At 50.5% G+C, this 12,327-nt stretch carries 12 protein-coding genes; 3 read left to right on the forward strand and 9 right to left on the reverse strand.

From position 1 onward, the window contains the following. The first annotated feature begins 60 nt into the window (after positions 1-60). The gene (gene pstB / locus A7Z06_RS11410; RefSeq protein ID WP_000063120.1) at positions 61-834 is read left to right on the forward strand and encodes a phosphate ABC transporter ATP-binding protein PstB; all 774 of its coding nucleotides are present in this window, start codon (positions 61-63) and stop codon (positions 832-834) included. A gap of 14 nt (positions 835-848) precedes the next feature. Continuing rightward, on the forward strand, positions 849-1,580 hold the full coding sequence (gene phoU, locus A7Z06_RS11415; protein ID WP_000377802.1) for a phosphate signaling complex protein PhoU: 732 nt from the start codon (positions 849-851) through the stop codon (positions 1,578-1,580). A 69-nt stretch (positions 1,581-1,649) separates the two neighbouring features. Here the strand turns inward: phoU and yieH are convergent, their stop codons facing one another. Beyond that, positions 1,650-2,315, reverse strand: a complete 666-nt coding sequence (yieH, locus tag A7Z06_RS11420; protein ID WP_000078049.1) for a 6-phosphogluconate phosphatase — start codon at positions 2,313-2,315, stop codon at positions 1,650-1,652. Between the two features lie 166 nt (positions 2,316-2,481). On the opposite strand from yieH, the gene adeP reads away from it, so the two are divergent. Next, entirely contained in the window at positions 2,482-3,819 is a 1,338-nt protein-coding gene (gene adeP, locus A7Z06_RS11425) for an adenine permease AdeP (RefSeq protein ID WP_010347264.1), read from the forward strand. 54 nt (positions 3,820-3,873) lie between these two features. Here adeP and yieF read toward each other — a convergent pair whose 3' ends face one another. From yieF to mnmE, 8 genes are all read right to left on the reverse strand, one after another. Further along, entirely contained in the window at positions 3,874-4,440 is a 567-nt protein-coding gene (yieF, locus tag A7Z06_RS11430) for a class I chromate reductase YieF (protein WP_001291114.1), read from the reverse strand. A gap of 21 nt (positions 4,441-4,461) precedes the next feature. After that, a complete protein-coding gene (locus A7Z06_RS11435) occupies positions 4,462-5,211 on the reverse strand; it encodes a 4'-phosphopantetheinyl transferase family protein (protein WP_010347267.1) in 750 nt (249 codons plus the stop codon). Between the two features lie 156 nt (positions 5,212-5,367). Then, positions 5,368-6,327: an HTH-type transcriptional regulator YidZ gene (gene yidZ / locus A7Z06_RS11440; protein ID WP_000748505.1), complete on the reverse strand. Its 960-nt coding sequence runs from the start codon at positions 6,325-6,327 to the stop codon at positions 5,368-5,370. Further along, on the reverse strand, positions 6,302-7,477 hold the full coding sequence (gene mdtL, locus A7Z06_RS11445; RefSeq protein ID WP_000085972.1) for a multidrug efflux MFS transporter MdtL: 1,176 nt from the start codon (positions 7,475-7,477) through the stop codon (positions 6,302-6,304). The genes yidZ and mdtL overlap by 26 nt, the downstream gene beginning before the upstream one ends. 132 nt (positions 7,478-7,609) lie before the next feature. Next, complete coding sequence (gene tnaB / locus A7Z06_RS11450) at positions 7,610-8,857, reverse strand: low affinity tryptophan permease TnaB (protein ID WP_000138823.1); 1,248 nt, start codon at positions 8,855-8,857, stop codon at positions 7,610-7,612. Positions 8,858-8,947: 90 nt separating this feature from the next. After that, entirely contained in the window at positions 8,948-10,363 is a 1,416-nt protein-coding gene (gene tnaA, locus A7Z06_RS11455; RefSeq protein ID WP_010347274.1) for a tryptophanase, read from the reverse strand. A 221-nt stretch (positions 10,364-10,584) separates the two neighbouring features. Continuing rightward, on the reverse strand, positions 10,585-10,659 hold the full coding sequence (gene tnaC / locus A7Z06_RS11460) for a tryptophanase leader peptide (protein WP_032147965.1): 75 nt from the start codon (positions 10,657-10,659) through the stop codon (positions 10,585-10,587). Positions 10,660-10,900: 241 nt separating this feature from the next. After that, on the reverse strand, positions 10,901-12,265 hold the full coding sequence (gene mnmE / locus A7Z06_RS11465; protein WP_001282361.1) for a tRNA uridine-5-carboxymethylaminomethyl(34) synthesis GTPase MnmE: 1,365 nt from the start codon (positions 12,263-12,265) through the stop codon (positions 10,901-10,903). Positions 12,266-12,327: the final 62 nt, after the last annotated feature.

Here is a 12,327-nt window from a genome sequence, read left to right on the forward strand (position 1 = left end):
TCCGGCCTACGGTAAGCCTGATTAGCGAAGTGCATCAGGCACGATGAGGAAAAGATTGCAATGAGTATGGTTGAAACTGCCCCGAGTAAAATTCAGGTTCGTAATTTGAACTTCTACTACGGCAAATTCCATGCCCTGAAAAACATCAACCTGGATATCGCTAAAAACCAGGTTACGGCGTTTATCGGGCCGTCCGGCTGCGGTAAATCGACGCTGCTGCGTACCTTCAATAAAATGTTTGAACTGTACCCGGATCAGCGTGCGGAAGGTGAAATTCTGCTCGATGGCGACAACATTCTGACGAACACTCAGGATATCGCCCTGCTGCGTGCGAAAGTGGGCATGGTGTTCCAGAAACCGACACCGTTCCCGATGTCCATCTACGACAACATCGCTTTTGGTGTCCGTCTGTTTGAGAAGCTCTCTCGTGCCGACATGGACGAGCGCGTACAGTGGGCATTGACCAAAGCCGCATTGTGGAACGAAACCAAAGATAAATTGCACCAGAGCGGTTACTCTCTCTCTGGTGGTCAGCAACAGCGTCTGTGCATTGCGCGAGGAATCGCCATTCGCCCGGAAGTGCTGCTGCTCGACGAACCGTGTTCGGCGCTCGACCCTATCTCCACCGGGCGTATTGAAGAGCTGATCACCGAACTGAAGCAGGATTACACCGTGGTGATCGTCACCCACAACATGCAGCAGGCTGCGCGTTGTTCCGACCACACGGCATTTATGTATATGGGCGAATTGATTGAGTTCAGCAACACGGACGATCTGTTCACCAAGCCAGCGAAGAAACAAACAGAAGACTACATCACCGGTCGTTACGGTTGATTCAGGAGTGCGTTATGGACAGTCTCAATCTTAATAAACATATTTCTGGCCAGTTCAATGCCGAACTGGAAAGCATCCGCACGCAGGTGATGACCATGGGCGGTATGGTGGAGCAACAGCTTACTGATGCCATCACCGCCATGCACAACCAGGACAGCGATCTGGCGAAGCGTGTGATCGAAGGCGACAAAAACGTCAACATGATGGAAGTGGCAATCGATGAAGCCTGTGTGCGCATTATTGCTAAACGTCAGCCGACGGCGAGCGACCTGCGTCTGGTGATGGTGATCAGCAAGACCATCGCCGAACTGGAGCGTATTGGCGACGTGGCGGACAAAATCTGCCGCACCGCGCTGGAAAAATTCTCCCAGCAGCATCAGCCGTTGCTGGTAAGTCTGGAATCTCTGGGGCGTCACACAATCCAGATGCTGCATGACGTACTGGACGCGTTCGCGCGCATGGATATTGACGAAGCGGTACGAATTTATCGTGAAGATAAAAAAGTCGATCAGGAGTACGAAGGTATTGTTCGTCAGCTGATGACCTACATGATGGAAGATTCGCGCACTATTCCGAGCGTACTTACCGCGCTGTTCTGTGCGCGTTCAATCGAACGTATCGGTGACCGTTGTCAGAATATCTGTGAATATATCTTCTACTACGTGAAAGGGCAGGATTTCCGTCACGTCGGCGGCGATGAGCTGGATAAACTGCTGGCAGAGAAAGATCCGAAAGCCTCACGCTAACCGTATGCCGCATCAGGCAATCTGCGAGTACGTAATCTGACCGGTGAGATATATCACCGGTCTCTTTATTTACCGAGTGATATCCCAGCCGCGAGCCTTCCAGAGTTCCGGTAACTGTGAAAGATGGGTAAAAGTAGTGACTTTCGGATGAACGATCGGCTTATTGTGCGGGTCAGCGCAGAAGTAAAACACTTCCATACCGGCATCGATTCCTGACTGCGCACCGGCGCTGGAGTCATCAACCAGAATGCAGTTTTCAACGTTCACATTCATCGCTTTTGCCGCATGGAACATTAACGCCGGATCGGGCTTCCAGCGTTGGATATCGTAACCGCTGAACAGTTTTTCCGGGAAATAGTGCAGCATATTGAGTTTGCCAAGCGAATGTTGCATTTTGCTGACTGGGCCGTTAGAGACGACGCACATCGGCACGTTAACGCTCGCCAGCAATTCGTTAGCACCCGCAATCACCTCCAGTTCGCTATCAAACAGACGCGCCACTTCCGCACGATAAACGTGCTCGGCATCGGCACGAACCATTTCTACGCCCTGTTCTTTGCTAATGATGTCGATGATTTCGTAGAGTTTTACGCCTTTAAAACGGGTAAAAATTTCTTCCAGGTCAACGTGAATGCCAAATTCCCTGAACATCGTGACATAGGCGCGAGAGCAAATGACCTCGCTATCGACCAGCGTACCGTCACAGTCGAAAAATACCGCTTCTATCTGGGACATGTCTTTCCTTTATCGTTAGTTTAACGTTTTCGTCATGCAGATTGGCGCGACGCAATCGTTGCCGTATAAGCAAATACAATGAAAAAAAGTTATCTTCAGCCGTCCATATTGTCTCATTTTGGTATACGATAGCGACGGATTTTCCCTCCTTGTTCGGAAATAGATAATGAGTCAACAACACACAACCCAGGCTTCTGGCCAGGGGATGCTGGAACGCGTGTTTAAACTGCGCGAACATGGCACGACGGCACGAACCGAAGTGATCGCTGGTTTTACCACCTTCCTGACGATGGTTTACATCGTTTTTGTTAACCCGCAAATTCTTGGCGTCGCTGGCATGGACACCAGCGCCGTCTTCGTCACCACCTGTCTGATTGCTGCGTTCGGCAGTATTCTGATGGGGCTGTTTGCTAACCTGCCAGTCGCGCTGGCTCCCGCTATGGGTCTGAATGCGTTCTTCGCCTTTGTTGTGGTGCAGGCGATGGGCTTGCCATGGCAGGTCGGGATGGGCGCCATTTTCTGGGGCGCGATTGGTCTGCTGTTACTGACGATTTTCCGCGTTCGCTACTGGATGATTGCCAACATTCCAGTGAGTCTGCGTGTGGGGATCACCAGCGGTATCGGCCTGTTCATTGGTATGATGGGGCTGAAAAACGCAGGTGTCATTGTCGCTAACCCGGAAACGCTGGTCAGCATCGGTAACCTGACTTCTCACAGCGTGCTGCTGGGTATCCTCGGCTTCTTCATCATTGCTATTCTGGCCTCGCGCAACATTCACGCGGCGGTACTGGTTTCCATCGTGGTGACGACGCTTTTGGGCTGGATGCTGGGTGATGTGCACTACAACGGCATTGTCTCCGCGCCGCCGAGCGTGATGACGGTAGTGGGTCATGTGGATTTAGCCGGGTCATTAAACCTCGGTCTGGCAGGGGTAATTTTCTCTTTCATGCTGGTCAACCTGTTTGACTCCTCCGGTACGTTGATTGGCGTAACCGATAAAGCGGGTCTGGCGGATGAGAAAGGTAAATTCCCGCGCATGAAGCAGGCGCTGTATGTCGACAGTATCTCTTCTGTTACCGGTTCCTTTATCGGTACATCTTCCGTCACGGCGTATATTGAGTCCTCTTCTGGTGTTTCCGTTGGCGGTCGTACCGGTCTGACGGCAGTGGTTGTCGGCCTGCTATTCCTGCTGGTTATCTTTCTGTCACCGCTGGCGGGAATGGTGCCTGGCTATGCTGCTGCTGGCGCGCTGATCTACGTGGGCGTACTGATGACCTCAAGTCTTGCTCGCGTGAAATGGCAGGATCTTACTGAATCCGTTCCGGCGTTTATTACCGCCGTGATGATGCCGTTCAGCTTTTCGATTACTGAAGGTATTGCGCTGGGCTTCATTTCCTACTGCGTGATGAAAATCGGCACCGGACGTCTGCGTGATCTAAGCCCGTGCGTAATCATCGTTGCGCTGCTGTTTATCCTGAAGATCGTGTTTATCGACGCCCACTAAAATCGATAACTCGTTAAAAAACCCGCCATGAGTTACCGCTGGCGGGTTTTTTATTTAGAGTTTCACCCGCTGAATAAACTCGCCAAATGCGGTCAATTGTCCGGTCAGATGATCCAGTGTTCCTTGATCAATCACTTCTCCGGTTTGTGGATCGACTTTGTTCTGAATCACACCGCCCATAAACTCCGGTTTGTTCATTACCATCGCGTCGAGAAAAACCAGAATCTGGCGCAGGTGATACTGGCAGCGCGCGCCGCCAATCACGCCCATTGAGCTGGTCTGAATCAACACCGGTTTACCGGCCAGCGGTTGATCCGGCAGGCGAGATAGCCAGTCGATGGCATTTTTCAGTCCGCCCGGCACGGAGTAGTTATATTCCGGCGTGACGATCACCACGCCGTCAGCTTGGCGAATTTGTTCCGCCAGAGTTTCAACTGCCGCTGGAAAACCTTCTTCCTGCTGTACGTCAGCGTCATACAGAGGAATGTCGGCAATGGAAGGTAACGCATTGACTTCCATACCCGCAGGGGCAATTTTCGGCAGTGTACGTGCAACCATGCCATTAAATGAGCCTTTGCGCAGGCTCCCCAGTAACGTAACCACCTTCAATTTTTCAGACATGATGACTCCTGTGGTTGTCTATCAATTTGGCGAAAAAGACTTCACGGTAGATAGCTGGGCAAAACGCATCATCCGGCTGGTGGGGTTGTTGGCGCGACTGTGAATATCCGGCAGACTTTTCCAGCCTTGCTTACCATCTAACTCCCAGACACTGAGCTTCTCAATCGCTGGAGTGACCGCCACGGACCACACCAGCACGTCCTCTGCGTCGCATAACGCTTCTACATGATTTACATGGGCACATTTCAGGCGTCCGGCAATGGGCAGCAATTGCAGATCGCGCGGGTCGTCATTCAGTACATCGCCGGTAAGTTTTAGCACGCTTCGGCGCAAAGTAATGAGTTGCGCTCGTGCTTCATTAGGATCGTTCTGCTTACTGATCCATAACGATTCATTGCTGGAAAAAATAGGGTTATCGGGTGCATGGGGACTATGAAACCCGCGTGTTGCGCGCTGTAGCTCCATATCGAGACCACACTCACCTTCGGTTGTTAACGCTACGCCGACCATATTTCCGGCATAGGATATTGAAAATGATGGCAAATTTTTATCGAGGAAAACCGGCTTTCCTTTAGCCTGGGTGACGATCTCTGGTAATTCGCTTATGCCATACAGCATAGACATCAGTTCTGCGAGTAAACCTCTGGACGCCAGAAAACGACTTTGACGATGAGGGGGAAGATTTCGGGCTTCTTGATGACACCGGGAGGGGAGACGAACAGATATCAAATGTCCTTCCGTTAAAATCCCTCGGGCAAAGTGAGTCGCCATTTTTCGCTCCATGCTTAATGGTCCATTATGAATACAAGAGTAATCATTTGCTGGAACTATGGACAGACTAAAGTGGCGAAAAGTTCGATTCGGATAAGTTTATTACATGTTTTTTACATTTTATCGTGAAATGTGGTCGCATTTTATACGATTTTATTATGCTATCGAGGCGTAAATATTTTTAATGGTTTCCCGTAACCAGACGATCTTCGGGTTATGGCTATTCCGTTTGTGCCACAGCAGAGTAAACGGTACTTCCAGTTTTTTTTGCTGGCTTTCGTCAAAGGGGAGAGGAAGAGCAACCAACGGCAGTTGGTGGAGCTGATTGTAGTACTGACAGTAGCGTGGCGCGGTCGCCATTAGCAGATTGTCGGGCTGCGCCGCCATAAATAGTGCCTGCTCAAATTCTGGCAGACTCATAGCAATCGTGCGTTCTCGGCCTAGCTCCTGTAACACATTGTCCAGCGCCCAGGTGTCGCTCTGTTCCCAGCAAATGCTGATATGCGGATAACGCAGAAAGGTGTCCAGATCCCACGCTTCACGTAGTGCCGGATGATCTTTGCGTAGCCAGACGCAGGGCACATCACTAAACAGCACTTCATAATCAATGGATAACGGCAACGAACTTAGTAGCTCCCGCGAACGGGGATGACTTTCACGACCGGAAAAACCGATATCCACTTCGCCACGGGTAATTGCATCCAGCGAATCGTAATCCCAGTTACGTAGTTTGATGGTCGCCTGGGGGTAACGCTGGTAGATCTGTTTCGATAACGCGTTAAACATGATCATCATCAGCGGCGACTCCGCCGCTAACTCAAACTTAAGGCCGCGCGGCGTTTCGTGATGCGGTTTATCCAGCAGCAGATTGCTCATTTGCATCCATTCCGCCAGATTTTGTTCCATGCTGACCATCAGCGGCGTGGGCGTCAGACCCAGCGGTGAGTTCACAAAGAGCGGATCATCAAACCATGCCCGAAGTTTTGCTAATGACTTGCTCACCGCCGAAGGCGTGACGTTCATCCGTTTCGCCGCTTTGGTTACGCTGCGCTCCTGCATCAGCAATTGCAGACAGAGCAGCAAATTGAGATCAAGCGTGGTGATGGATTTCTTCATGAGCGGCAACCGGGCGTCCAGGCGCGACGAACATAATCAGCAACAGGCTCACTATGCTACAGGCAATCAGAATCCCGATCAGCATATTCCATGCGCCGATACCAACCACCGCCGCCAGCCAAATCCACAGTGACGAACCGCAAACTTGCGCAATACCTAAGGTCGAGCTGGCTACGCCCGCGCGTAATGAAAACGGCCCTAACGCCTGACTCATCGCCACACCAAAACCTACCGAGAAACCGGCACAAATCAGCGTGATACCAAACAGAGAAACCGCATGGGAAGGTGAAACGGCAAGGGTGATACCCGCCGCCAGGAATAACACCTGCGAGGTGATCATCAGCGTTCGCGGCTTAAAAATTCCCAATGCAAACGGCGTGGAGAACGATACGGTCATACTGACGCCTGCGGTCAGCGCCATAATGGTGGCGTATTCTCCGCGCTCAAAACCCATGATTTCCATCATCAATACAGGCGACGTATTCACGAAGGTGAGGATCACCGAAACGCTGAGGGTGGTGATAACAACACGGCTGAGGAAAAAACGGTTAAGCAGCGATTCAGTATCTTCTCGTGGTTTGTCCGAAGCGGCAGGCGCGGCAGGGCGCGTTTCTTTTAAAATAAATAAAGACAACATCAGTACTGCGAAGCCCATCATCGCCATTACCCAGAACAGGCTTTGCCACGGGAATTTAAGCATAATCAGATGCCCGAGTACCGGTGCTAACACCGGAATGATGCAGGTAATACCGTTGAGTAACGACAGCACTTTTGCCCGACGTCGATCGTCCAGTGTGTCGCGTAAAATGGCGAACGCCACCACGTAACAACAGCCCGCGCCCAGCCCCTGTAGAAAGCGTCCTGCAAGAAATAACGCGCTGGTTTCAGCCAGTGAACAGAACACTGAGGCGATAATAAATAGCGCCGCGCCGGGTATGGCGACCGGCTTTCTCCCTGAACGATCGGCCACTTTACCGGCAAATAACATCGCTGCCGCCATTCCCGCCAGATAAACGGAAAACGCAATATGTAACTGCGCTTCGCTGGCATTGAGGTCGGCGGCGATGCGCGGTAAACCAACGAGGTACATATCAATCCCTGCGGGATAAAGTAAAACCAGGGCAAAACTACAAATTAAGAAACGGGACATGAGCTAAAGCGTCCTGACGGAAAGGTGACGCAAAGCATACGTGGTGACGGAGAATCAGGCGAGTTGCCATTTGGACAAAAGAGATTTCCTGACAGGCAAGAAGCCAGCAAAATAGCTGGCTTCTTGAAGGGATCAGCCAAATTTAGGTAACACGTTAAAAACGTTACCGAACCAGCATAAAATTACGGTTATACCAAAGAGAATGACAATCGCCGGAATGAGATTGCCGCCCCAAACCGTGAACATCTGGTTGGGAAACTTCTTGCGGGCTTTGATTGCCAATACCGCAGGGATAATGACCGCCCAGATGGTGGCGCACAGCCCGGCACCGCCGATCCCGTAAATAAAGCCATTCGGGAAGACCAGATACAACAACGCGGGTGGCAGGAAGGTTAACAGCACGGTTTTGAAACGCCCGCCGTGGGAGTTATCAATCTTAAACAGATCCGCCAGATAATCGAACAGTCCCAGCGTGACGCCAAAGAACGAACTGGCGACAGCTAAGTTAGAGAACACCAGCAGGCAAAACTCGATAATGCCATGTTGTTTGGTGCCGAGGAACGATTTCACCAGTGAATCGACGTTGCCGCCGGAGGAGATAATCGCTTTAAAACTTTCACGCGGAATATTCCCCATCGTGCAATACAGCCAGAAGAGATAAATCACCAGCGCCAGCAGCGAACCGAAAACCACGCTTTTGATGAGCTTATCTTTGCGTTTGCCATAGCAAATAATCAGGCTGGGAATATTGCCGTGGAAACCAAATGACGCAAGGCACACTGGCAGAGCCATAAAAATGTACGGGAAGTAAGACGTCCCCGCAGTCGTGCTGGTGGCATCACGTAGAACGGAATAATCGACCTGGAAGAAGAAAGAGCCAAACACAATGACAAAGGAGATAATCTTCAGCCCGAGGAACAATGACGTGATACGGCTGGCGGCTAACGAACTTATCCATAATACGCTGGCGACGAAAATGGCCGTGCAGATCCCGACAATGCGAGGATTGGCATGGTAGCCCAGATTCATTGATATCGTTTCGCTAATGATCGCGCCGTTAGCGGAGATATAGGCGTAAGTGAGAATATAGAGAACGAAGGCAACGGTAATGCCGCTGATAATGTTCCAGGTGTTACCGATTAAATCTTTAGTGATGGTATTAAAACTGGAGCCGACGGGATAATTTAAATTTGCTTCTAATAAAAGTAACCCAGAATGTAGCATTGAAAACCAGGCAATGATAAGGATAAAGGCACCCCAGAAAAACCAGGCACCGGCAAGATCAACAGGTAAAGCAAACATACCTCCACCGATTACTGTACCTGCTATAACCATAACACCCCAAAATGCAGAGTGTTTTTTTTCTGCTTGTTCAGTCATGATGCCACCTTTAGAGGAAGGCTATTTTTGTTATTGAGGATGTAGGGAGTGGAGTGGCTAACATCCTTATAGCCACTCTGAGTGTATTAATTAAACTTCTTTCAGTTTTGCGGTGAAGTGACGCAATACTTTCGGTTCGTAGGTAAAGGTTAACCCTTTAATATTTGCTGCGTTCTCTTTCACATGTTTGAAGGCTTCAATAATAAAGTCCATATGTGTTTGAGTATAGGTTGCGCGTGGAATGGTTAAACGCAGCAATTCTGCCGGGCACGGCAGTTGTTTACCGGTTTTCGGATCGCGGCCTAACAGGAAAGAACCAATTTCTACCGCACGGATACCGGCGACTTTATACAGCTCGCACGCCAGCGCCTGTGCCGGGAACTGATCTGCCGGAATATGCGGCAACAGTTTACCTGCATCAACGAACGCCGCGTGACCGCCCGCCTGCTGACACACAACGCCAATCTCTTCCAGACCATCGACCAGATACTGCACCTGCGCAATACGATAAGCCAGCCAGTCATGATTCATGCCATCATACAGACCCACAGCCAGACGCTCCATCGCGCCACCTTCCAGACCACCATAAGTCGGGAAGCCTTCCTGCACCACGCAAAGGGTTCTGCACTCGGTATAGACATCGAAGAAGCTGTCGTCTTTCACGCACAGCAGGCCGCCCATCGGCACCATCGCATCTTTCTTGGCGGACATTGCCAGCATATCGGCATATTTGTAGGTTTCGCGGGTAATTTGCTCGATAGTCCAGTCTTTGTATTCCGCTTCACGTTGCTTGATGAAATAGGCGTTTTCAGCAAAGCGCGCGGAGTCCATCACTACAGGAATGTCATATTTCTTCGCAATGCTGTACATCGCTTTCATATTTGCCAGTGAAACCGGCTGACCACCTGCGGAGTTACTGGTGATGGTAGCAACGATATATGGCACGTTATTCGGGCCAACTTCCTCAATACCGCGTTCTAATCCTTCGAGGTCAAAGTTACCTTTAAAGTCGTAACGCACGCCCGTATCGAAGGCTTCTTTGATATAGACGTTACGCACGGTACAGCCGTTAATCTGGCTATGCCCCTGAGTGGTGTCGAAGAAATAGTTCGAGAACGCTACCATTTTGCTGCGATCCAGCCCTTTTTCCTGCTCGCGTTTTTTAATCAGTACCGGAATGTAGATTTGCTCTGCGCCACGCCCCTGGTGAGTCGGAATGGTGTATTGATAACCAAAGATATTCTTCACTGACTCGGCTAATGCGTAGTAGCTGCGGCTGCCGCTGTAGGCTTCGTCGCCGCGCATCATCGCTGCCTGCATACTCTGCGTCACCGCTCCGGTGCCACTGTCGGTCAGTAAATCGATAAACACATCTTCGCTATCCAGCAGAAATGGGTTCATACCGGATTTAATAATCGCTTCTTCACGATAAGCGCGAGTGGTACGTTTTACTGGCTCAATAACACGAATGCGGAACGGTTCAGGGAGGTGTTTAAAGTTTTCCATTGCATAATCCTTCATTTATTTTAATTGCAGTGATCCCTGTGAATATTACATTTGCAATATCTATTAATTCGCCAGATATATATGCAAGAGCCATCATTTACTAAAACAAGTAAATAAATGAGAGATAGCCTTTGCAAAAGGCAAAATTAAGATATAGCAAACAAATAGATCACATGGAATCTAATTCGGTTTGGTTCTGATGATGGCTACAGAAGGGTAAATTAAGGGCGGTGATCGACAATTCTGTTGTCAATATTAAACCACTTTGAGGTCACACATATATGTAAGGTATTCATAATGCACTTATCCTCGAAAGACACGACGTTACAGTATAATACTCAAGATTTTTGTCTATTCTGAAATTGTTTAAATGTGAATCGAATCACAAACGATTACGAAGCAATATTAAATGCTTTTTTAAGAAAATAAGTTACGTGAGAAGGTTAAGGTTTATAAAAAGAGTTGAGTAATAATAAGAGTGCTAACAAGAAAGCAAAGCCGCATCAGGCAATCAGGATGCGGCTTTGTAGGTACGGGTTACTTACCGATACAGAAGCTGGAGAAAATCCGCCCCAGCAAATCATCAGAGGTAAATTCCCCGGTGATTTCGCTTAAGTTCTGCTGTGCCAGGCGCAACTCTTCCGCCAGCAGTTCACCTGCCCAGGCTCCCAACAGTTGCGCTTTGCCCTGTTGTAGATGTTCCGCCGCCTGTTCCAGCGCCTGTAAGTGACGACGACGCGCCAGGAAGCCACCTTCCATATTCGTGTCGAAACCCATGCTCTGTTTGAGATGGTTACGCAACACATCCACGCCTTCGCCAGTCCTTGCAGAGAGACGAATCAACGCGTGACCGTTCACTTCGCTCATTCCCAGCGTTTCGCCGGTAATGTCGGCTTTATTGCGCACCACGGTGATCGGCAGTTTTGCAGGCAGACGGGCGATAAACTCCGGCCAGATCTCTGCTGGATCAACGGCGTCTGTCGTCGTGCCATCAACCATAAACAGCACGCGATCGGCCTGTTCAATTTCCTGCCACGCGCGCTCGATACCAATACGTTCCACTTCGTCGCTGGCTTCTCGTAGCCCGGCGGTATCGATAATATGTAGAGGCATCCCGTCAATATGAATATGCTCACGCAGCACGTCGCGCGTGGTTCCGGCAATATCAGTCACGATTGCCGCTTCACGGCCTGCCAGCGCGTTTAACAGGCTCGATTTACCGGCATTTGGGCGCCCGGCAATCACCACCTTCATCCCTTCGCGCAGCAGACTACCCTGACGTGCTTCGGCGCGTACTGCGTCGAGGTCGGCAATCACGTCATTGAGCTGGGCTTCAATTTTTCCGTCGGAGAGGAAATCGATCTCTTCATCGGGGAAATCAATTGCCGCTTCGACGTAAATGCGCAAGTGGGTGAGGGCTTCCACCAGATGGTTGACCCGTGCGGAGAATGCGCCTTGCAGCGAGTTAAGTGCCGAACGGGCTGCCTGTTCCGAACTGGCGTCGATAAGATCGGCAATCGCCTCGGCCTGGGCTAAGTCGAGTTTATCGTTAAGAAACGCGCGTTCGGAAAACTCACCAGGGCGAGCAATCCGCAGGCCGGGAATGGTCAGAATGCGTTTTAACAGCAGGTCGAGGATCACCGGACCGCCATGACCTTGCAGTTCCAGCACATCTTCGCCAGTAAACGAGTTCGGGCCAGGGAACCATAGCGCAATCCCCTGATCGAGCACGCTGCCGTCGGCGTCTTTAAACGGAAGATAATCGGCGTAGCGTGGCTTAGGCAGTTTACCCAGCACGGTTTCGGCAACTTCACGGGCTTTGAGGCCGGAGATGCGCAGGATGCCAACACCGCCACGTCCCGGAGGCGTGGCCTGGGCTACGATAGTGTCATTATCGCTCATGATGTTCCTGTTGCTTTGTGTGGCGGATGCGCGGTGCTTATCCGCCCTACGAAAAGAAAAAA

The organism is Escherichia sp. MOD1-EC6819, assembly GCF_002965765.1.
In the GTDB taxonomy this organism is placed as follows: Bacteria; Pseudomonadota; Gammaproteobacteria; order Enterobacterales; family Enterobacteriaceae; genus Escherichia; species Escherichia ruysiae.